This window comes from Bradyrhizobium sp. GCM10028915 (assembly GCF_042666195.1).
GTDB lineage: Bacteria > Pseudomonadota > Alphaproteobacteria > Rhizobiales > Xanthobacteraceae > Bradyrhizobium > Bradyrhizobium canariense_D.
In genome coordinates, this window is the sequence record NZ_JBHTFN010000046.1 from 1 (window position 1) to 20,410 (window position 20,410).

The following is a 20,410-nucleotide window of genomic DNA, read 5'->3' on the forward strand; positions in this document are numbered from 1 at the left end:
CTGCTCGATGCTGGCTTCGAGCGGTCTTTTCTCGACGACATAGCGCCGCCGCAATTCATCGAGTGAATACTGGGACATGGCGGCCTTCCTGAAGATTGACTGCGGGAAGCGTGTCGGTGAAATTTGTGGCGATTGTCTGAAGCTAGACCATGCCGTCATCGACTGCGCAACACCTTGTCGAAAGAACCGGACCGGCTCTCCATCTGAGGTCCCGCTGTTCTGGAGGGCCACTGATCCACACCTCGCGTCCACCGACCTCCGAGCGGAACCAACCGGTGTCTTCATCCCTTTAGAATGAGTGGAGCCTCGATCCCAGGGTGCTTCCGAGGGACCGGCCCATGCTCCGACAAACCAGCAACGAAGAAGAGGTTCTGGACCGCACCGCCGGGGTCGCGGCCACCATCGCGGAAGAAGGCCTCCGGTATGTCAGCGACTCCGCGCCGGGGTACACGCGCAAGCGGACTGGAACCACTTTCAGCTACTACGACAAGGACGGCAAGCGCATCACCGATGCCGCCGTCATCCGACGCATCAAATCAATCGGCATCCCGCCGGCCTACGAATCCGTGTGGATCTGCCCGTCTTCGAACGGCCACATCCAGGCAACCGGGCTCGATGCGCGGGGCCGCAAGCAGTACCGCTACCACGCAAAATGGCGCGAGTTGCGCGACCAGAACAAGTACGAGCACATCATCCAGTTCGCGGCCGCGCTGCCAGCGCTGCGGGAGCGGGTCGCCGCCGACATGAAGCGGGACGGACTGCCCCGCGAGAAGGTGCTGGCCACGATCGCCAGTCTTCTGGAGAAGACGTTGATCCGGGTCGGCAACGCCGAGTATGCCGAGAAAAACAAGTCCTACGGGCTCACCACTATGCGCCGCAAGCACGTCGCGGTCGGGCGCGGCGTCCTTCGGTTCGACTTTACGGGCAAGTCGGGCAAACAGTGGAAGCTTCGCGTCGAGGACAAGCGGATAGCCGCGATCGTGAAGCGCTGCGCGGAGATCCCCGGACACGAGCTCTTCAAGTACCTGGACGACGACGGACAGCCCCGCACCGTCGATTCCGGCGACGTCAACGCCTACATCAAGGATATCACGGGCGAGGACTTCAGTGCCAAGGATTTTCGGACTTGGGCGGGAACGGTTCTGGCAGCGTTGGCCCTGACCGAATTCAAGAAGTACGATAGCCAGGCCGAGGCGAAGCGCAACGTCGTCGCCGCCATCGAAAGCGTCTCGAAGCAGCTCGGCAACACACCGGCGATCTGCCGCAAGTGCTACGTGCACCCGGAAGTCCTGAACGCCTACATGTCTGGTGACCTCGTGAAGATGATTGATGCCAAGATCGCGCAGAAGTTCAAGCGCCAGTACGCCAAGCTCACTCCCGACGAGATCGTGGTGCTGGCATTTCTCCGCAAGCGTCTCAATTCTCTGAAGGCGCCCGCCTAGCTCGCGTACCAGTCTCCGGACGCCCGCGTCCTCCTCGATGCTTGCGCGCACGCCTCGGCAGGTGCCGGAAGCTGTCGAAGGCGAACAGAAGCTGGCCGGCGTGCTTGTTATTGTCGGCTTGCTTGCCGCCTTCGCGCTTTCGGCCAAACGTAAAAGGGCATTGGACGCCTTCTGAATCAATCACGTGTTGGCCCACCTGCCAGAGTGCATAAATTCAGGCGGGGCTTTGGGGTCAGCCGCCGTCGCGTTCATCGTGGCGTGTTTGACCGAGTTCAGACGTATCGCGATGTAGACCGAGGAAGCCCCCCTTGCAACGACAACTTTTTAGTAGCTCCTCTATTCCTCTATTCCTCTATTCCGAAACTTCGATTGCAATGGGTTGGTGATCGGATGCATCCGTCGCTTCGTTGACCTCGATGCTGCGAACGTAGCCGGTCAAATCTTCCGTCACGAAAATGAAGTCGCGGCAGTCGGGCCCCTCGGCCCACTGCGCGCGGTCGTAGATTCCGCAAGTCGGCGCACGCGCGCGGCCGGGACGATCGGCGGTCCATGCATCCCGATACGCCAGACCAGGCCGGCCAGATCGGGCAATCAATGCGTGCTGAGGGTCGGCAACGTCAAAATTGAAATCACCACACAGCAGGCTCGACGCCGCGACGGTCTGACTTTCATACGGCTCATCGTGCCGGGAGCCGGCCTGCTTCGGACTCATTGACGCGTCCTCCTGCAAATCCAGCAGGCGAGCGATCTGTGCCTCGCGCTGGCCGGCCGAATGGAACTCGAGATGCGTGTTGACGACGCGGACCACGCCAAACGAGGCCTGAACCGTCACCTCCAGGGCGTGACGGCGCATGCTCCGCACCGCGGCTGCGGCGGGCCATGGCAGCAGATGGTTTGCAATCTGCAGCACCGGCAACCTCGACAGCGTCATGTTACCGAAGCGATGGAGGTTGCCATCAGGATCGACAGTTTCGATCGCGGGCCGGAATATTGCGGAGTAGCCGGGCAAAAGGGCTGCCAGCTGTTCGCTCTGATCCGCTCCATCACCAAATCTCGAGAAGTTCGCGCTCACCTCCTGGAAGCAGAACACGTCCGCATCGAGCGTCTGTCGAGCGACGGCAACGATCCTTGCCAGATCGGTCACGCCGTCGCAGCCCTTTCCGCACTGTATGTTCCAGGTGAGAAGTCTCATTAACGGATGCCTGCACGCATGAATGACTGGACGAACTGACGCTGGAACAGCAGAAACGCGATCAGCAGCGGCGCCATCGTCATCACGGTTGCCGCCGTGATCACTGACCAATCCACGCCGGTCTCAGGCGCGCCGAACACGGCAAGCCCCACGGTGAGCGGCCGCGCTTCCACCGAATTCGTGACGATCAACGGCCACAGGAAATTGTTCCAGTGATAGCTGACGGAGACGAGGCCAAAGGCGACATAGGTCGGGCGAGCCAGCGGGACATAGACCCGCCACAGGATTCCGAGCGGACCCGCTCCCTCGACCCGCGCGGCTTCGACCAACTCCTGGGGCACCCCCTTGAAGGTCTGCCGCAGCAGGAAGATGCCGAAGGCGCTCGCGAGATAGGGCAGCGCGATCGCAGGGATCGTATCGAGCAATCCCAGCTTGGCGATCGCGCGGTAGTTCTCGACGATCAGGACGTCGGGCATGATCATCAGCTGGAGCAGAACGAGGGCGAAAGCGATGCCGCTGCCCCTGAACCTGAAGCGCGCAAAGGCATAGGCGGCCAGCGTCGACAGGATGAGCTGACCAACCAGGATCAGCGTCACCAGCACCACCGTGTTGAGATAGTACCGAGCGAACGGCGCCTGGTTCCAGGCCCGGGCAAAATTCTCCAGCGTCCAAGGCGCGGACAGGCTGAACGACGTGGCGTAAGCGGCCGGATGCAGCGCGCTCCAAAAGGCATAGGCCAATGGGGCAAGCCAGATCAAAGCCAGGAGCCATGCTGCGACGGCCTCAATGGGGCGTGTCCGGCCTCTCATTGATAGTGGATCCTGCGATCGAGATAACCGAACTTGATCAGCGCAACCGAGCTCAGCAGCATCAGAAGCACAACCGTCAGCGTTGCCGCGTAAGAGGAATCTTGGAAGGTGAAGGCAACCTCATAAATGTAGTAGAGCAGCAGCGTGCTGGCGTTGTTCGGACCGCCCTTGGTCATGATGACCAGATGGTCCACCAACTTGAAGGAGTTGATGACTGCGTTGATCGCCACGAACAACGTGGTCGGCATCAGCAATGGGAACGTGATCCGGCGGAACGTGTACCACCGGCTCGCGCCTTCGATGGACGCGGCCTCTTCGAGGTCCGGCGAGAGCTGCTGCAGCGCCGCCAGGTAGAAGATCATGAAGAAGCCGGCCTCCTTCCAGATCACCATCACGATCAGACAGCTCATCACCGTCGAGGGATCGCCCAGCCAGTTCCAGCCACCGAGACCGAAAAGGCCGCGCAACTGATCCAGCAACCCGTAATCCGGCGTGTAGAAGAACAGCCAGATATTGGCGACGGCGATCATCGGCAGCACGGTCGGCGTGAAATAGGCCAGTCGCAGAAAGCCGCGGCCGCGTATGTTGCGATTGACCCAGATCGCCATCACCAGGGCCAGGGCAATCGAGGTCGGGATCGTGCCGAGCGCGAACCAGAAATTATTGACCAGCGCCTTCCAGAAGATCGGATCGGCCGCCATGGACCGATAGCTGTCAAGCCCGACGAAGGCCTCCGTGCCATTGCGGCGCGTGACGAACAGCGAATGCCGGATCGTCGCCAGAATCGGAAAGTGCGTGAATGCGAGTAGCAGGACGGCCGCCGGCAGCAGCAGCAGCCAGGCATTCACGGTGTTCCACCACGCTTGCGATCGGGCACGGCGCGGGGCTATTGGCGATGAGACCATGGAGTCGGACATCTGTGAGCCGGCGGGATGGCGGTGGCGCGCCATCCCGCCACGTCCCTATTTGTAGGCGCGCAAGACGCGGTCGGACTGCTGTTGCGCGGCGGCCAGCGCCTCCTGCGGCTTCTGCGCGCCCGTGATCGCGGCCTGCACGGCATCTCCGACGAACTTGTAGATGCGGCCGTTCTCATGAACGGAGAGCTCCGGCACCGCATGCTCCAGCTGATCGCGCGCAACTGTGGCCTGCGGGAAGGCCTTTGCGTAGGCCTCCATCGTCGGCGTCTTGTAGGCGGCCGGCGACACTGCCACGTAGCCGGTCTTCATGCTCCATTCGGCCGCGCGATCCGGAGCCGTGATCCATTGAATGAACTTGACGGCCGCCTTCTGCTGTTCGGGAGACGCACTCTTGAAGATGTAGAAATTGCCGCCGCCGGTCGGTGATCCGCGCCGCTCCCTGGCCGGCAGCATGGCCACACCGAACTGGAATTTCGCGGCGTCCTTGACCGCCGTCAGATTGCCGGTGGTGTGCCACATCATCGCCGTCTTGCCTTCGAGGAAATCGTTGCGCAGCGTCGCCCAATCGATGCTGCCGGCCGGAGCGACGTTGTGCTTGCGCGACAGGTCGACCCAGTACTCGAGGGCAGCGACCGTCTTCGGAGCGGTCAGATAGACCTCGTTGCCGGGCTCGTTCATCATCTTCTGCCCGTTCTCGATCGCCAGCGCCTGCAGCATCCAGTAGGCATATCCGGTCGAGGGAATTTCGATGCCCCAGCGCGTCGTGTTGCCGCCATCCTTCTTGACCAGCTTCTTCGACATCTCGACCATTTCGTCCCAGGACGCCGGCGCCTTCTCGGGATCAAGGCCCGCCTCCTTGAAGGCGTCCTTGTTCCAGTACAGCACGATGGTCGAACGCTGGAACGGCACGCTCCAGGTCTTGCCGTCGATCTGCCCGTTCGCCATGAACGCCGGATAGAACTCCTTGAACCAGGCCTTGTCGCCGACGAGATCGTCAAACGGCACGATCGCGTTCTCGTCCATCAGCGTGAACACGTCGGTCGACAGCAACACCGACAATTGCGGCGGCTGCCCGCCCTTCATGGCAGTCATCGCCTTGGTCATCGTATCCGTGTAGTTGCCGGCATAGACCGCCGTCATCTTGATGTCGGGATTGTCCTTCTCGAAGCGCGAGACCATGTCGTCGATAATCTTGGTGACGGGACCGCCGACCGCGACCGGATAGTACATGGTCAGATCCACCGCGGCGGCCGGGCGTGCGGCCATCGAGAGTACGGCAAACGCCGCTGCCATCAACATCGTTCGTCGCGCAAACATGGGACAATCTCCTTCGTTACTGCGTTTGAAACAGCCGCTGCTATCGACCGGATATCGCCCGCTGGCCCTCTGTGACGATGGTCTCCAAGCGAGTTTCCGAACTTGAATCGAACCGATGCTCGAGCCCGGGTTCCCACGCGATCCGGACATCCTCGCCTGGCCGAACCTTGCTGAAACCTTCGAGCCGCACCGAGATGGGCTGACCATCGACCTCGCACAGAACGATGCTGTCGGCCCCAAGATGCTCGATCGCCCTGACGCGCGCAAAACGGTCCCCGCCCGACACGATGCGGATATGCTCCGGCCGGATGCCGATGAGATGATCACCCTGGCGCAACAGGTTCATCGGCGGCGTGCCGATGAACCGCGCCGTGAATGCCGTCGCCGGCCGGTTATATAGCTCCTCTGGTGTGCCATTCTGCTCGATACGACCATCGCGCATCAGCACGACGCGATCCGCCATCGTCATGGCTTCGGTCTGATCGTGGGTCACGTAGACCATCGTCATTCCGAGCCGCTGTTGCAGGGCGCGGATCTCCGTCCGCATCTCATGCCGCAGCTTGGCGTCCAGATTTGAAAGCGGCTCGTCCATGAGGCAGACCCGCGCTTCCGCAATGATGGCTCGTCCCAGTGCAACCCGCTGGCGCTGGCCGCCAGATAGCTGCGACGGCTTGCGTTCAAGCAGATGCGCAAGGCCAACAATCTCGGCCACACGCCGGAGCCGCTCGTCTCGTTCCGCGCGCGACACGCGACGCACACGCAGTCCGAAGACGATGTTCTCGGCTACGCTCAAATGCGGAAACAGCGCATAGGACTGGAAGACCATGGAGATATTCCGCTGCGCCGGGGTCAGATGGGTCACGTCGACGCCGCCGATGGCGATCGTACCGGCATCAGCATCCTCAAGCCCGGCGATCAGCCGCAGCGTGGTCGACTTACCGCAGCCGGACGGTCCCAGCAGCACAAGTAGCGAGCCCTCGTTCGCTGTCAGACTGACGTCATCGACGGCGCGCATCGCGCCCCAGAACTTGGAGACATGACTCAGCGTGATCGCTGACATGGCCTGTTCGCTCTCACCGTGATGCGGCTACGCCGCTGGCGACGGCTGGCTGCAACGGACCCATGCAAGGCCGCTCACCGCAGACAGACCGGTCCATGCGCCCTCCCTCGTGCCACGCGCATTCGTCGGCGTAGCCACCACGATGTTCATTTGAACATAGCGTAACGCCATATGAAACCAGAAAATTGCGTCCTTGGAGTTCAAATGATACTTTCGTTGAGAACGGAGGGCCTATGCTCAGGACCGCCACGACCCGTCAGACCCACATACTAGAGATCGTGCGCGAGCAAGGCTTCGCCTCCATCGAGCAGCTCGCGGTGCGTTTCGATGTCACTCAGCAGACCATTCGCCGCCTCGTGAATGCACTCTGCGACCAGGGCCTGCTCCGGCGGGTGCATGGCGGGGTCGGCCTCCCGGTCCAGAACCAGAACCTCGCCTATGGCAGCAGGCACAGGTTAAACGCCAGCGCGAAACGGCGGATCGCGCACGCGACCGCCAACCTCATCCCTGACGGGACGTCACTGATGATCGGACTTGGCACGACGCCCGAATACGTCGCGCAGGCGCTCTCCCGCCGTCGGGATCTGCGGGTGATCACCAACAGCCTGAACGTGGCCGCAGCATTCGCGCACAATCCGGACGTGGAGATCAGCATCGCGGGCGGCACGCTGCGGCAACTCGATCGCGATATCATTGGCGAGTCGGCTGCGCGCTTCTTCGCGGGTTTCCGCGCCGACTTTGGTATATTCGGTGTCGGGGGGATTGATGAGGACGGCACGCTGCTCGATTTCCATGCCGATGAAGTCAAGGCGCGTCAATCCATTGTGGCCAATTCGCGAACGTCCGTGCTAGTGGCCGACATCACCAAGTTCGGTCGCAATGCGACGGTCCGGGGCGGCCATCTCGACGACTGCCACCATCTCGTCATCGATGATCGATTGCCTGGATCGTTTAAGCCAATCGCGGACAGGTATGGCGGTCTGATCCACACGGCCCGCGACGCCCGCGCAGATTTCGAACGCCTTGGCCATACCTAGCGGACAACATAGACTCCCTTGCTCAGATCGATCGCGGACTTCAACGCACGGCCGACAATCCGCGCCGCAATCGGCACTGAGCCAGTCCCACGTGCCGCGCACCTACGGGGGCGAGCTCGAGCGGTGGGGAGCTGTTTTCCCGGTGATCCGAGCCCTCGGCTTGAACCAATTCAAGCGTGTTCATCCGGTCTACCTCGGAACAGGCGCTTCCGATTCCAGCAGGGACGCGGCCTTGAGATCGCTCCAGAGCGCGCCCGGCACTGTGGTGGTCAGCGCTGCCACATTGCGCTCGACCTCCTGCGCATTATGCGCCCCGAGAACCACGCTCGCGACCGCGGGATGACCCAGCGCAAAATGTAGAGCGGCCGTCGGCAGCGCTACGTCATGAGCTGCGCAGATACGCTGGATCTCAGCAACCTTCGAAAGGATCTGCGGCGGTGCGTCTTGATAATTGTACTTGGCGCCCTTGATGGCGCCCGTCGCCAGAATCCCCGAATTGAACACGCCGCCAAGCAGCACCGCGATGCCCTGCTTCAGCGCCAGCGGCATGAACTCCTCGAGTGCTGGCTGCTCCAGCAGCGAATAACGCCCGGCGAGCAGCATCACCTCGAAGGACCCGGCCTGCGCAAAGCGCACGCACATCTCCGCCTCGTTGACGCCGATCCCGATGCCCGCGACCACACCTTCGGAACGAAGTTTGTCCAGCGCTACATAGGCCCCGGACATCGCTTCGCGAAACCGATCCTCGATCGCGTCCTTACCGTGGGTCCACACATCGACATCATGGATCAGCAACAGGTCGATCCGGTCGGTGCCAAGCCGCAACAGCGACTGCTCGACCGAGCGCATGGTGCCATCATAGGAATAGTCGACGACGGCTCGGTGCGGCTGTCCACCAATAAATCCGGACCGAGTCTCCGGCTGGTGAAACGGATCCATCCAGCGACCAGTTTTTGTGCAAAGCACCACATCCTTGCGCGGCACGCGCCGGAGCGCCGTTCCGCAGCGATGCTCCGACAGGCCGTTGCCATAGTGCGGCGATGTATCGAGCAGATTGATGCCGAGCTCGAAGGCACGGCTCGCTGCGGCAATTGCAGTGTGGTCGTCGAGCTCGAGAAAGAGATCGCCGAGCGGTGCGGTTCCGAACCCGAGGATGGAAACTTCGAGACCGGTCCGGCCAAGTGTGCGGCGCGGCAAAGCCGATTGCGAAACCATGGTGGATTGCTCTTCCTTCTCCGCGCCTCGATCCGCGCTAGTCTCATTGCAGCGACGCGCAGCGTATGTATTTGCCGTCAGGTGTCAACGCGAGGATTACGGGTCTCGTACAAGACTATTCCGCTCATACATTCGGGTTGCTAAGAAAAGCGGAACCGGCACGCGGGCACTTCACGGCCTGCGGCAACGAGGAGGAACGATGCTCCCCTATGTTACGCACGACGCACGCTTTGCTCGCCTGGTCTTTGGTCACGCCAATCTCGAAAAACTCACCAGCGGCTGCCGCTGGGCCGAAGGACCCGCTTACTTTCCGGCCGGCCGCTATTTGATCTGGTCCGACATTCCGAACAACCGGATGATGCGCTTCGACGAGACGGATTCATCGGTGTCGGTGTTCCGCTCGCCGAGCTTCAACTCGAACGGCAACACGACCGATCACGAGGGGCGGCTCGTCACTTGCGAGCACTTCATGCGCCGCGTCACCCGGACCGAGCATGACGGCTCCATCACGGTGCTTGCCGAGCAGTTCGAAGGGCGTCGGCTGAACTCGCCCAACGATGTCGTGGTGAAATCGGACGGCTCGATCTGGTTTTCGGATCCGACATACGGCATCGACAGCGATTACGAGGGCCAGCAGACCAAATCCGAGATTGGCGCCTCCCACGTGTATCGGATCGATCCAGCGGGCGGCGAGATCAGCCTCGTCGTCTCTGACCGCGTGCAGCCGAACGGGCTGGCGTTCTCGCCAGACGAGAAGCTGCTTTATGTCGCCGATACCGGCGCGACCCACGTCGACGGGCTGCCCGCGACGATCTGGTCCTACAAGGTCCGGGGAAACAAGGTCGCTGAGCCCTCGCTGTTTTCCACCTGCCCCGACGGCCTCTACGACGGATTTCGCTGCGACATCCATGGCAACGTTTGGACGTCGGCGGGACGGAGCGTGTTCTGCTACGCAGCCGACGGGACACATATCGGCACCATTCCCATCGGCGAGATCGTGGCGAATGTCTGTTTCGGCGGTCCGCAGCGCAACCGTCTCTACATTTGCGGACAGACATCGCTGTATTCGATCTTCCTCAATACGCGCGCGGCCGTGTAAGGGAAAAGGCGGCGCGGGGCGGCGTGCGGCGCCATCCTCAGCCGTTCTGACCGCGCTTTCGCCGGCCGTCGGTGCCCTCGTCGCCCTGCAGATCGGATTCAAGTTCCTCGATAGCGCGCGATCCGAACTTGCCGGTCTCTGAGCTCGCGGATACTGTGTCGAGCAAGGCAGTTCGTTTCGCTAAAATTTTGATTTACGATGATTTCCAATTTGTAAAGAAGGCGGGCCACCTTAGGCTGGCCATCTAGCTCGTGACGCGTTCGCCCCGCCCGTAGACGAGCAGCATGAAGATGATAACGAGACCATAGATCACTTGGCGGCCCGCCTCCGGCATCTCCATGATCGACAATACACTGTTCAGGAGCACGATCAGGACGACGCCGATCAGCGTGCCGAGATAGCGGCCGCGGCCGCCGAGGATGTTGGTGCCTCCAATCACGACGGCGGCGATCGAGGGCAGCAGATAGGCGTCTCCCATGCCTTGGTAGGCCTTGGTGGAATAGCCGGCGAGCAGCACGCCCGCGAGCGCGGCAGCAAGGCCGCAGAGGACGAAGCAGACCACCGTGACGCGGCGCGTGTTGACGCCGGCGAGATAGGCCGCCGCCTCCTTGTTGCCGATGGCGTAGATGTAGCGGCCGAGCGACATGCGCTGCAGGATCACGACCACCAGCACGGACACCCCGGCCCAGACGAACAGCGCGTTGGGAATGCCGAGCGTACGATCGCCCGCCAGCATCCGCATCAGGTCGGTCGCCCCGGTCTGAGGTGCGTAGCCGCCAGTATGCGCGACCATCAGGCCGCGCATCACGGCATTCACGCCCAGCGTAAAGATCATCGAGGGGACCCGCAGATACGCGACCCCGACGCCGTTGACGAGCCCGACCAGAACGCCGACCCCGAGCCCGACCGGAATTGCGAGAGGACCGCCGACCGAGGTCGCCATCATGGCCGCGGCCGCGAGCGTCCAGGGCACCGACAGATCAATCTGCGCTATCAGGATCACGATCATCATGCCGGCCGAGACGATCCCGAGGAACGCACCGATCTGCAATTGCTGCAGAAGATAGGCCGGAGACAACAGGGGAGCGCTGCCGAAACGGGCGAATGTGTAAACCGTACCCGCGACGAGAATGACGACGATGAACACCGCCGCAATCAGGATCGGGCGATCGTCGCGCGAGAGGCTGAATGAGGCCGCCGTCATCGAAACAGCTCCAACGTGTTCTTGACGCGCAGCATACCCAACGCGCCGATGCTGACGGCAGCGAGCAGGATCACGCCCTCGAACAGCGGCTGCAGAAGAGGGGCAATGTCGAAGATGCGGAAGAAGAAGGAAATCACGCGCAAGACCATAGCGCCGAAGATCGCCCCGATCGCACTGCCGGTTCCGCCAAGCAGCGAAGTGCCGCCGATCACCACGGAGGCGATCGAGTTGAGCGTATAGGCGCCGGCCTGCGGAATGTCCGCATTCCCAGACGAAGTCTGGATAGCAAGGAAGAGACCGCCGCAGCCGGCGAAGAAGCCCGCGAGCGTGAAGGCGGCGATCTTGGCGCGCTCGATCGGAAGGCCGGACATATAAGCTGCGCCCTCGGCCGAGCCGATCGCATAGACGGCGCGGCCGAGAACGGAGCGGCGGAACGGCACCCATACCAGCAGCGGAATGAGAACGAGAAGCACGAAGGGGACCGGGATCCAGGCGAACGGCGCAAACCAGGCAGCCGCGCCATCGTCGAAGATGTGCACGGTCGAGGCGAAATCGCCGAGCGAGTTAGTCAGCGCCCAGTTCAGATCAACATCGATCTTGCCGCCCGGGGTCGGACGCAGGAAAAGCGCGATGCCGATGTAGACCGCGCCGGTCGCAAGCGTCGCGATGATCGGCTGGATGCGCCCATAGACGACGACGCAACCATTGATAAAGCCGGCAGCCGCGCCGATCACAAGGCACACGGCGATCCCGAGCAGAATGCCGCTCACGCCGCCCGGAAAGGTGCCGAGGCCGAGATGCACGCCGAACAGGTCGAGATGCAGCGGCGCACCACCTGCCGCGCCGGTCAGGAGGTAGCTTGCAAAGCAGCCGACCACGGTCATGACCGCTCCGACGGAGAGATCAAGGCCCGACATTAAGACCGGCACTGTCTGCGCCATCGCCAGCATGGCGAGCGCAAAGATTTCGTCGCCATTCTGCACCAGCACGGCGGAGGAGAAGCCGCGGGGATGCGCGGCGTTGTAGAAAATGTAGAGAGCACAGAACAACAGGATGGCGGTGACCAGACCAATGTTCTGGCGGATCCTGATCGCGAGATCGTCAAGCATGCGCCGCCCTCGCTGCGGTATCGGTGTCGACATTCAGGGAGCTTGCGACAATGTTGGTCTCGGTGAGGTCGTCGCCCTCGAGCTCGCGCACGATGCGGCCGTCATACATGATGACGACGCGGTCGCAGCAGCCGATCAGCTCGTCATAGTCGGTTGAGTAGAACAGGATTGCGGCGCCCTGGTCGGCGAGTTCGCGCATCAGCCGGTAGAGCTCCTGCTTGGTGCCTACGTCGATTCCGCGCGTGGGATCGTTGAGCAGGATGATGCGCGGATCGGTCATCAGCCATTTGGCGAGCACGACCTTCTGCTGGTTTCCGCCCGACAGCGTCGAGACCGCATCACTCGCGGCGTCCAACTTGATCTGCAGCCTCGCGATGGCTCGCTGGATCGCGGTGCGTTCCTTCCCGGTATCGATGAATGGGCCAGTCGAAAGCGCGTCGAGCGATGCGATCGCAAGATTGTCTGCGATCGACATCGGCAGCATCAGTCCTTCGGTCTTGCGGTCCTCAGGCACGAGTGCGATGCCGACCGATTTTGCCGCCGCCGGGGAGCCGGGACGTACCTCGCGATCTGCCACCGTGAGGCGACCAGTGACACCGCGCAAAACACCGAACAGCGCAAGCAACAGGGATTTCTGGCCCTGCCCGTCGAGACCGCCGAGCCCGACGATCTCGCCGGCGCCGATGCTCAGTGAAATGCGATCGAGCTGCCTCTCCCAGCACAGGTTCTCGAGCGCCAGCACCGGCTTCGCGGCATTTCGCGCCGGCTTGGGCGGATACTGGGCCGCGATGTCACGCCCAATCATGAGCTGGATGATATCGGCGGTCGAACGCCTCCCCTTGTCGAAGGTCTCGATATGGCGGCCGTTGCGAAACACCGAGGCCCGGTCGGCGAGCGCCTCGACCTCGTGCATGCGGTGCGAGATGTACAGGATTGCGACGCCCTCGGCCTTGAGCCGCGCCAGCATCGCATAAACCTTCTCCACATCGGCGCTCGTCAGTGCCGATGTCGCCTCGTCGAGGATCAGCAACTGCGGCCGCTTGCCGAGCGCCTTCGCGATCTCGACCACCTGGCGCCTCGATAGGGGCAGATCGCGCACGCGCCTCAGGGGGTTGACGTCCTCACAGCCGATCTCGGACAAAAGCTCTTCGGCGCGGCGGCGCTGCGCCTTCGCATCGATCAGGCCGAACCGCCGCGGCGGGGATGCAATGGAGATGTTGTCCGCGACCGAGAGGTCGGGCATCAGCGATAGTTCCTGAAAGATGCAGACGACACCGGCCGCATTCGCCGCCGACGGCGTGGCGAAGCTGACCTCGCTCCCCGCGAGGCGCATGCGACCGCTGTCGGGCTGCACCACACCGGCAATGATCTTGATCAGGGTCGACTTGCCGGCGCCGTTCTCGCCCAGCACGGCATGAATCTTGCCGCGTTCGCAGGCGAAGTCGACGCCTTCAAGCGCGCGAACGCCGGCATAGCGCTTGGAGATGCCGGCAAGCTCCAGGAAGGCGGATTGCGTCGGATCGGCAGCCGGCATGGCCGGGCCTTCACGCAACGACGGCCCGGCGAATGCCGGGCCGTGACAGAGACATCGCTGGAGCCGTCACTGGGTGTTCTTCTCGCTCTGCGACATGATCTCCGGTGCAGTGAAGTTCACGCCGCACGGTGTGAACTGGTTCGGCGCAAAGAAGTTGGCATTGAGCTCGGGCCAGTAATTCGTGCCCGGCTTGAGATCCTTGTAGGTCGCCACTGGAATCGGGATCGAGATCAGCTGCGGCATAATGTTGCCCTGCAGCGCCGAGATCGCCGCCTTGGTCGCGATCGCCACCAGCGCCGGCGACTGGCCGTAGGACATTCCCTTTAGTCCGTCCTTGGCGTGATCGGCAATCTGTTTGCGGTACTCGTTTTCGCCCTCGCCCGACATCGGCACAAAGGGATGCTTGGCAGCCATCAGTGCCTGCACGGTGCCGTCGGATCCGCCTTGGGTGAATACTCCGTCGAAATGACCATGCACAGCTAACGCATCCGCAGTCACCTTCTGCGAGGTGCCGGTGTCCCAATTACCAACCACCTCGGTGATTTTGAAGCTGTTGCCGGGCGATTCTATTACCTCGCGGAAACCGAGATGACGGTCGCGGTCAACGGAGTTTCCCGGGAGGCCACGGACTTCGAGGATGTCGCCGGATTTCTTGCCGCTCTCGTCGATCAGCCATTTGGCCGACATGCGGCCCATTTCCGTCTGGTCCTCGTTGACCATCATCACCTTGTCGGTGTCGAGGACGTTGTCGAACGGCACCACCACGACGTTGTTCTTGTCGGCAAGACGGATGATGCGATCAAAACCGTCGGGAGCTACCGCAATGGTAACGATTGCGTCGAAGCCTTGGTTGATGAAATCCTCCATCGCGCCAAGTTGCGCCGCGACATCGGTCCCGGTGGAAACAACCTTGAACTCCTTGATGTTCTCCTTGATACCCGGCTGATCGGCGAAAGCCTTGGCAGTCTTCACCATCTGGATGCGCCAGGTGTTGCCGACAAAACCGTTGACCAGCGCGATTCTGTAGGGGCCCGCCTTCTTGGGCCACTGAAAGAATTTGGTCTCGGACGACCACGGCTTGAAGCAGGCGGGGTCGGCGCCGGGACCGGAGACGACCTTTGGACCTGCCAGAGCACTCACCGATGACAACAGCAAGCCGGCGCAAGCCAGCCCCGCCAGACGAAGCGTCCACACCATGTCGTGTCTCCCTGAGCGTTTGTGTTCCACCCTAACGCGGCGCGTAGCCATGCCGGGAATTGACCTTCCCATGCGCGTGTCGGGCTAGGATGGCACGCAGCTTGCGATGCTGACAAGCCGAGGGCGGACGCTCCGGCGCGAGACACGATCTGAACGCACGGCCAAACCGACGGCAATTGTGGAAGCAGAAAACGTAACAATGACAGTCGGATGTTCGTGGGCGGCAAGGGATTGTGCAACGGCGAAGCTGGCGATGGCCGGGCTTTCATGGTGGCATCCACGCGCGTGACGAAAAAAATGACACTCAGGGAAAAGTGTGAATCGCTACGCGAAGCCGAACGAAGCCCGCTTGCTGAAGCCGGGTTTTGAAAACCAGAGGCTGGGACTACTTGCTTTCGTCCGGCGGCCTGGCGCTCCTCCGCTAAGATAATGGCTGTAGCAACGCCGATCGCTCGCAGCTCCTCACTCAGCAGCTCGACGGCGAGATCAGGTATCGCACCGCGACGGTGGCTGGCGAACATGTCACTTGCTTGACACGTTCTGAAGCGCCGGTCTCTAATGTCCTTCAAGGTCCTGCGGTTGGACAGGCAACACTTTCTGCCCCCAAGCAAGAACAGGCTCGACTGCCCCACCCAGCGACTGTCAGGTCAAGGGTGCGGAATCCAAGATCGTTTCCTGGGAGGGAACAATGGACAGACGCCAGACGCTCAAGCTGATCGGTGGTACGGCCGCGTTGGCCGGTGCCGGTTTTCCGGGCTTTGCCTTTGCGCAAGCCCAAAAGGAAATGGTCACGGTCGTGAAGATCGCGGGAATTCCGTGGTTCAACGCACTTGAAAAGGGAATCCAGAAGGGTGCGAAGGATTTCAGCATTAATGCCACTATGGTTGGCCCGGCGAACGTCGATCCGGCACAGCAAGTAAAGCTGCTTGAGGATCTGATTGCCAAGAAGGTCAACGTGATCGGCTTGGTGCCGCTTGATGTAAAAGTCTGCGAGCCCGTACTGAAGCGCGCCCAGGCCGCCGGAATCAAGGTCATCACGCATGAGGGTCCGGAACAGGAAGGCCGTGACTGGAATGTGGAATTGATCGACTCCGTTCGGTTCGGCGAGGTGCAGATGGAACGTCTCGCCAAGGACATGGGCGGCGAAGGTGATTATGTGGTTTATGTCGGGACTCTTACGACGCCACTTCACAACAAATGGGCCGATGCCGCGATTGCCTACCAGCAGAAAAATTTTCCAAAAATGAAGCTCGTCGCCGACCGCTTCCCTGGCGCCGACGAGATCGACACCAGCCAGCGCACGACGCTTGACGTGATCAAGGCCTATCCCAACCTGCGTGGTATTCTCGGCTTCGGTTCGAACGGACCAATCGGGGCCGGAAATGCTGTGCGTCAGCAACGTCTTGGCAAGAAGATCGCCGTTGTCGGCACTGTACTGCCAAGCCAGGCGAAGTCGCTTATCGCGGATGATACGATCCGCGAGGGTTTTCTGTGGAATCCCACCGATGCGGGTTACGCGATGGTCGCGGTGGCCAAACTCGTGCTCGATGGCAAGCCGATCACGGATGGCGTCGATGTACCCGGCCTTGGCAAGGCAGCCGTCGACGTTGCAGGAAAGCAGATCAAGGTGGACAAGATCATGCGCATCAACAAGGAAACCATCGACGGTCTGATCGCGGGAGGGCTCTAGGCCGGACCGGTTTAGTCGCCTCGTCGCGCTGCATTCCCGGCCCTTCCGGTCGGGAATGCGGGACCACTCGAGTGATCGCACGACTCCATTGCAGGCGAACCTTTGGTGACTTTCCTGGAAATGTCCGGCATATCGAAGCGCTTCGGCGGCGTGCACGCGCTCCGCGACGTCGATCTCACTCTGGAAGTCGGCGAGGTGCATTGCCTGGTCGGTGAAAACGGCTCCGGCAAGTCCACCCTGATCAAGATCATTTCGGGCGTCGAGGCAGCGGAGCCTGGCGGCCGTATCGCAATTTCCGGCAAGGAATATCCTAAACTGAACCCGGTCTACTCCACGCATTGCGGCATTCAGGTCATCTACCAGGATCTTTCGCTATTCCCCAACCTCACCGTCGCCGAGAATATCGCGATGGCGCACCATCTTGGCGGCCTCCATTCGGTGAACTGGGCCTCAATGCGCGCCACCGCGAAGGCCACAATGGCAAAGATCGGCGTTGCGTTCGACCCGGACGCGAAAGTGTCAGAGCTCAGCATTGCCGGACGCCAGCTGGTCGCGATCTGCCGCGCCTTGGCTGCGGATGCCAAACTCCTGATTATGGATGAGCCGACGGCATCGTTGACCCGCCACGAGGTGAACGCCCTGATCGCGCTCGTAAGCGAGCTGAAGCGTGCCGGCATCTGCGTCGTTTTCGTCAGCCACCGTCTCGATGAGGTGCTTGAAATCGCCCAGCGCGTAACGGTGCTGCGGGATGGCGCCAAAGTCGGTACTTTTGCCGCAGACACAATCGATGGGCGGAAACTCAGCCAGCTGATGACTGGCAAGTCCTTCGAGTATCAGATACAGGCGCCTGAGCTTGCCGCTGGCCCGGTTGTGCTGGAAGTTAAGGGCCTGGGCCGCGAGGGCGAGTATGAGGATGTAAGCTTGCAGTTGCGCGCGGGCGAAGTAGTGGGTCTCACCGGTCTGCTCGGCTCAGGGCGAACCGAATTGGCGCTATCCCTGTTCGGCATGAAGCCGCCCGATCGCGGCACTATCGCACTTGACGGGCGGCCCATCGCCCTCCGTACAAATGCAGAGGCGATCAATCGAGGGATCGCCTACGTATCCGAAGATAGGCTTACGCTTGGTCTCATCCTGAATCAGTCCGTCACGGCGAACGTCACGCTTGCGGTGCTGGATCGTCTGGCTGGCGCGTTCGGCCTGATTGCCGCACGCGCGCGACAGACCCATGTCGCTCGGTGGGTTGCTGAACTCGGGATCAAGGTCTCCAATCCCGCCAACCCGGTGAAGACGCTCTCCGGGGGCAACCAGCAGCGGGTCGTGCTCGCCAAATGGATGGCGACCAATCCGCGGGTGCTTATCCTCGATAGCCCCACGGTGGGCGTCGACATCAGCGCCAAGGACGGCATTTACGAAATCATCCGGCGGTTGGCCCGCGACGGCGTCGCGGTCTTGATGATATCGGACGAAATCTCCGAGGTCCTTTATCATAGTCATCGCGTCCTGGTGATGCGGGATGGTCGTTTGACAACCGACGTGCCTGCCGCAGCCACTTCCGAAGATGCGCTTGGGCAGGCCGTCAATGCCTGAATCGCACATGGCATCATTCGGCAGGTTTCGTCGCAGCCATGAGTTCTGGCTGCTGATAGTCATCCTTGGGCTCTGCGCCAGCTTGGGCTTCGCGAACGCCCAATTCCTGACCATGCAGAATCTGTTTGATCTGCTGACCTCCTATGCATTTGTCGGCATCCTAGCGCTCGGGCTGCTGGTCGTCCTGATCGCCGGTGGAATCGACATCTCATTCACCGCGACCGCGTCGGTGGCGCAATATGTCACACTTTCGCTTGCCAATGCTTACGGGGCGAACTGGATCGGCGTCTTCGCCATCGCGATTGGAATTGGCGGTGCGCTCGGTGCCCTCAACGCGATTTTCATCCAGAAACTTCGAATACCATCGATCATCGTTTCGGTCGCGACGCTGAACATCTTCTATGGGCTTCTGATCTTCTTCACCGGCGGCAAATACATCTATTCGTTGCCCGACTGGTTTGCGACCGGAATATTCTGGTTCGAGTTCGAATGGGGCAAGGATAGCTCGTACGGTGTCAATCTGCAGATCCTCGCGCTCGTGCTGGCATTTCTCGTCACCTGGCTCCTGCTTAACCGAACCAATATCGGCCGGCAAATCTATGCCATGGGAGGCAATACCGACGCCGCACAGCGGCTCGGCTTCCACATTTTCGGCCTCAATATACTGGTCTATTGCTACATGGGTGTCATGGCCGGAATCGCCTCCCTGATTCAGGCACAACTCGCGCAGTCCGTTGCCCCGACGGTGTTGGTGGGCAAGGAACTCGATGTGGTCGCTGCCGTCGTGCTCGGCGGCGCCAGCCTGATGGGCGGCGTCGGCACGGTCTTCGGCACGTTTTTGGGCCTGACACTGCTCGCGGTACTCCAAAATGGAATCATTTTGCTGGGCGTTTCGTCCTACTGGTCGCCGTTCTTCGTCGGCTTGGTTATTCTCATTTCGGTCTCTGCGACCGCCTGGTCGCAGCGCGAGCGGCGAACCCGGAGCGCGCCCCGATGAGCAACGCCCCTGCCCTCTCGCTTCGCCGGCGCATGGTCGGTCTCGCCAGCAGCGGCACAGTCGCCACCCTCATCCTGCTGTTGTTCGCACTCTGGGTCGTGTTCGCGATCACGATCGGCGATCGGTTCTTCTCGGTCAACACGCTGCAATCCATGGCTTTCCAGATGCCCGAACTTGGCATCCTCTCACTGGCGATGATGCTGGCCCTGCTATCTGGTGGACTCAACCTTTCCATCATCGCAACCGCCAATCTGTCCGGACTGACCATCGCCTTCCTGCTGACGCGCTACATCCCGGGGAGCCAGGGCCTTGCCTGGGTCGGCATTCAGGTCTTTGCGATCGCTGCAGGATTTGCAGTGGCTGCATTGGTCGGCCTCCTCAATGGTTTTGTCATCGCCTATCTCGGCGTTTCGCCGATCCTGGCCACGCTCGGCACGATGACGCTCTGCAAGGGTCTCGCGATCGGCCTGTCGCGCGGTAACGTCATCTCCGGATTCCCGGAGCCGATTGTGTTTATCGGCAACGGAACGGTTTTCGGGGTACCCTTTGCTCTGATCGTACTTGCGTTCTGCGCCTTGCCCGTCGCGCTCATGCTGAACGCGACGCCGTTCGGTGCAAAGGTTTACATGATCGGCTCGAACGAGAAGGCGACCCGTTACTCCGGCGTCAATACCCGCGCCGTCCTCCTCAAACTCTATTTATTTTCCAGCTTGCTCGCGGGCGTGGCGGCGGTCGTCATGTTGGCACGTTTCAATTCGGCCAACGCGGCATACGGCGAGAGCTATCTGCTGGTCACCATTCTCGCGGCCGTGCTCGGCGGCATCGATCCGTTTGGCGGCTTCGGCAAAGTCGGCGGGCTATTGCTTGCGTTGATCATCCTTCAGGTGATCTCCTCGGCATTCAACCTTCTGAACCTCAGCCAATTCCTCACGCTAGCGATCTGGGGTGGAATCTTGATTGCCGTCGCGGCGGTTCCTCATGTCGCCGGCAAAGCGCCGCGGTAG

The 20,410-nt window shown here is 61.5% G+C and carries 19 protein-coding genes; 8 read left to right on the forward strand and 11 right to left on the reverse strand.

All coding sequences use genetic code 11. The annotated features are described in order from the left end of the window. On the reverse strand, positions 1 to 231 hold a 231-nt coding region (locus ACFQX9_RS27560), incomplete at its 3' end, for a hypothetical protein (RefSeq protein ID WP_377791122.1). A 107-nt stretch (positions 232 to 338) separates the two neighbouring features. On the opposite strand from ACFQX9_RS27560, the gene ACFQX9_RS27565 reads away from it, so the two are divergent. Then, positions 339 to 1,442, forward strand: coding sequence for a DNA topoisomerase IB (locus ACFQX9_RS27565; protein ID WP_247409098.1), 1,104 nt, complete (start codon positions 339 to 341; stop codon positions 1,440 to 1,442). 37 nt (positions 1,443 to 1,479) lie between these two features. Next, on the forward strand, positions 1,480 to 1,617 hold the full coding sequence (locus tag ACFQX9_RS27570; protein WP_018459404.1) for a hypothetical protein: 138 nt from the start codon (positions 1,480 to 1,482) through the stop codon (positions 1,615 to 1,617). Between the two features lie 177 nt (positions 1,618 to 1,794). On the opposite strand, the gene ACFQX9_RS27575 is transcribed toward ACFQX9_RS27570, so the two are convergent. From ACFQX9_RS27575 to ACFQX9_RS27595, 5 genes are read right to left on the reverse strand one after another with little or no spacing between them, the layout of a single operon-like run. Beyond that, entirely contained in the window at positions 1,795 to 2,634 is an 840-nt protein-coding gene (locus ACFQX9_RS27575) for an endonuclease/exonuclease/phosphatase family protein (RefSeq protein ID WP_085385585.1), read from the reverse strand. Beyond that, positions 2,634 to 3,443, reverse strand: coding sequence for a carbohydrate ABC transporter permease (locus tag ACFQX9_RS27580; RefSeq protein ID WP_085352716.1), 810 nt, complete (start codon positions 3,441 to 3,443; stop codon positions 2,634 to 2,636). The genes ACFQX9_RS27575 and ACFQX9_RS27580 overlap by 1 nt, the downstream gene beginning before the upstream one ends. Then, positions 3,440 to 4,348 (reverse strand): carbohydrate ABC transporter permease, encoded by a 909-nt coding sequence (locus tag ACFQX9_RS27585; RefSeq protein WP_094183382.1) that lies wholly within the window; start codon positions 4,346 to 4,348, stop codon positions 3,440 to 3,442. Before ACFQX9_RS27585 ends, ACFQX9_RS27580 begins: the two co-directional genes overlap by 4 nt. A gap of 57 nt (positions 4,349 to 4,405) precedes the next feature. Continuing rightward, on the reverse strand, positions 4,406 to 5,659 hold the full coding sequence (locus ACFQX9_RS27590; RefSeq protein ID WP_085395994.1) for an ABC transporter substrate-binding protein: 1,254 nt from the start codon (positions 5,657 to 5,659) through the stop codon (positions 4,406 to 4,408). Positions 5,660 to 5,717: 58 nt separating this feature from the next. Next, a complete protein-coding gene (locus tag ACFQX9_RS27595) occupies positions 5,718 to 6,737 on the reverse strand; it encodes an ABC transporter ATP-binding protein (RefSeq protein WP_247391186.1) in 1,020 nt (339 codons plus the stop codon). A 233-nt stretch (positions 6,738 to 6,970) separates the two neighbouring features. On the opposite strand from ACFQX9_RS27595, the gene ACFQX9_RS27600 reads away from it, so the two are divergent. Then, a complete protein-coding gene (locus ACFQX9_RS27600; protein ID WP_204510883.1) occupies positions 6,971 to 7,774 on the forward strand; it encodes a DeoR/GlpR family DNA-binding transcription regulator in 804 nt (267 codons plus the stop codon). Positions 7,775 to 7,963: 189 nt separating this feature from the next. Here the strand turns inward: ACFQX9_RS27600 and ACFQX9_RS27605 are convergent, their stop codons facing one another. Continuing rightward, complete coding sequence (locus ACFQX9_RS27605) at positions 7,964 to 8,989, reverse strand: aldo/keto reductase (RefSeq protein ID WP_018459411.1); 1,026 nt, start codon at positions 8,987 to 8,989, stop codon at positions 7,964 to 7,966. A 199-nt stretch (positions 8,990 to 9,188) separates the two neighbouring features. Here ACFQX9_RS27605 and ACFQX9_RS27610 point away from each other — a divergent pair, with 199 nt between their 5' ends. Further along, positions 9,189 to 10,088, forward strand: a complete 900-nt coding sequence (locus tag ACFQX9_RS27610; RefSeq protein WP_085352711.1) for an SMP-30/gluconolactonase/LRE family protein — start codon at positions 9,189 to 9,191, stop codon at positions 10,086 to 10,088. 244 nt (positions 10,089 to 10,332) lie between these two features. Here the strand turns inward: ACFQX9_RS27610 and ACFQX9_RS27615 are convergent, their stop codons facing one another. From ACFQX9_RS27615 to ACFQX9_RS27630, 4 genes are all read right to left on the reverse strand, one after another. Further along, complete coding sequence (locus tag ACFQX9_RS27615) at positions 10,333 to 11,292, reverse strand: ABC transporter permease (RefSeq protein ID WP_018459505.1); 960 nt, start codon at positions 11,290 to 11,292, stop codon at positions 10,333 to 10,335. Continuing rightward, on the reverse strand, positions 11,289 to 12,401 hold the full coding sequence (locus ACFQX9_RS27620) for an ABC transporter permease (RefSeq protein WP_377791123.1): 1,113 nt from the start codon (positions 12,399 to 12,401) through the stop codon (positions 11,289 to 11,291). The genes ACFQX9_RS27615 and ACFQX9_RS27620 overlap by 4 nt, the downstream gene beginning before the upstream one ends. Continuing rightward, positions 12,394 to 13,935 (reverse strand): sugar ABC transporter ATP-binding protein, encoded by a 1,542-nt coding sequence (locus ACFQX9_RS27625; protein WP_018459503.1) that lies wholly within the window; start codon positions 13,933 to 13,935, stop codon positions 12,394 to 12,396. Before ACFQX9_RS27625 ends, ACFQX9_RS27620 begins: the two co-directional genes overlap by 8 nt. 66 nt (positions 13,936 to 14,001) lie before the next feature. Further along, the gene (locus ACFQX9_RS27630; protein ID WP_377791124.1) at positions 14,002 to 15,132 is read right to left on the reverse strand and encodes a sugar ABC transporter substrate-binding protein; all 1,131 of its coding nucleotides are present in this window, start codon (positions 15,130 to 15,132) and stop codon (positions 14,002 to 14,004) included. Positions 15,133 to 15,820: 688 nt separating this feature from the next. Here ACFQX9_RS27630 and ACFQX9_RS27635 point away from each other — a divergent pair. The 4 genes from ACFQX9_RS27635 to ACFQX9_RS27650 all read left to right on the forward strand — a co-directional run bounded on the left by ACFQX9_RS27635 (position 15,821) and on the right by ACFQX9_RS27650 (position 20,410). Beyond that, positions 15,821 to 16,822, forward strand: a complete 1,002-nt coding sequence (locus ACFQX9_RS27635) for an autoinducer 2 ABC transporter substrate-binding protein (protein ID WP_007608730.1) — start codon at positions 15,821 to 15,823, stop codon at positions 16,820 to 16,822. A gap of 102 nt (positions 16,823 to 16,924) precedes the next feature. Beyond that, positions 16,925 to 18,409, forward strand: coding sequence for a sugar ABC transporter ATP-binding protein (locus ACFQX9_RS27640; RefSeq protein WP_085357358.1), 1,485 nt, complete (start codon positions 16,925 to 16,927; stop codon positions 18,407 to 18,409). After that, positions 18,402 to 19,406: an ABC transporter permease gene (locus ACFQX9_RS27645; protein WP_018459499.1), complete on the forward strand. Its 1,005-nt coding sequence runs from the start codon at positions 18,402 to 18,404 to the stop codon at positions 19,404 to 19,406. The genes ACFQX9_RS27640 and ACFQX9_RS27645 overlap by 8 nt, the downstream gene beginning before the upstream one ends. Further along, positions 19,403 to 20,410, forward strand: a complete 1,008-nt coding sequence (locus tag ACFQX9_RS27650) for an ABC transporter permease (RefSeq protein ID WP_085352707.1) — start codon at positions 19,403 to 19,405, stop codon at positions 20,408 to 20,410. The genes ACFQX9_RS27645 and ACFQX9_RS27650 overlap by 4 nt, the downstream gene beginning before the upstream one ends.

Bases quoted from the DNA above. Each gene is read 5' to 3' on its own strand.
- ACFQX9_RS27565 (WP_247409098.1), top strand. From the start codon at position 339: ATGCTCCGACAAACCAGCAACGAAGAAGAGGTTCTGGACCGCACCGCC.
- ACFQX9_RS27570 (WP_018459404.1), top strand. From the start codon at position 1,480: ATGCTTGCGCGCACGCCTCGGCAGGTGCCGGAAGCTGTCGAAGGCGAA.
- ACFQX9_RS27575 (WP_085385585.1), bottom strand. From the start codon at position 2,634: ATGAGACTTCTCACCTGGAACATACAGTGCGGAAAGGGCTGCGACGGC.
- ACFQX9_RS27580 (WP_085352716.1), bottom strand. From the start codon at position 3,443: ATGAGAGGCCGGACACGCCCCATTGAGGCCGTCGCAGCATGGCTCCTG.
- ACFQX9_RS27585 (WP_094183382.1), bottom strand. From the start codon at position 4,348: ATGGTCTCATCGCCAATAGCCCCGCGCCGTGCCCGATCGCAAGCGTGG.
- ACFQX9_RS27590 (WP_085395994.1), bottom strand. From the start codon at position 5,659: ATGTTGATGGCAGCGGCGTTTGCCGTACTCTCGATGGCCGCACGCCCG.
- ACFQX9_RS27595 (WP_247391186.1), bottom strand. From the start codon at position 6,737: ATGTCAGCGATCACGCTGAGTCATGTCTCCAAGTTCTGGGGCGCGATG.
- ACFQX9_RS27600 (WP_204510883.1), top strand. From the start codon at position 6,971: ATGCTCAGGACCGCCACGACCCGTCAGACCCACATACTAGAGATCGTG.
- ACFQX9_RS27605 (WP_018459411.1), bottom strand. From the start codon at position 8,989: ATGGTTTCGCAATCGGCTTTGCCGCGCCGCACACTTGGCCGGACCGGT.
- ACFQX9_RS27610 (WP_085352711.1), top strand. From the start codon at position 9,189: ATGCTCCCCTATGTTACGCACGACGCACGCTTTGCTCGCCTGGTCTTT.
- ACFQX9_RS27615 (WP_018459505.1), bottom strand. From the start codon at position 11,292: ATGACGGCGGCCTCATTCAGCCTCTCGCGCGACGATCGCCCGATCCTG.
- ACFQX9_RS27620 (WP_377791123.1), bottom strand. From the start codon at position 12,401: ATGCTTGACGATCTCGCGATCAGGATCCGCCAGAACATTGGTCTGGTC.
- ACFQX9_RS27625 (WP_018459503.1), bottom strand. From the start codon at position 13,935: ATGCCGGCTGCCGATCCGACGCAATCCGCCTTCCTGGAGCTTGCCGGC.
- ACFQX9_RS27630 (WP_377791124.1), bottom strand. From the start codon at position 15,132: ATGGTGTGGACGCTTCGTCTGGCGGGGCTGGCTTGCGCCGGCTTGCTG.
- ACFQX9_RS27635 (WP_007608730.1), top strand. From the start codon at position 15,821: ATGGACAGACGCCAGACGCTCAAGCTGATCGGTGGTACGGCCGCGTTG.
- ACFQX9_RS27645 (WP_018459499.1), top strand. From the start codon at position 18,402: ATGCCTGAATCGCACATGGCATCATTCGGCAGGTTTCGTCGCAGCCAT.
- ACFQX9_RS27650 (WP_085352707.1), top strand. From the start codon at position 19,403: ATGAGCAACGCCCCTGCCCTCTCGCTTCGCCGGCGCATGGTCGGTCTC.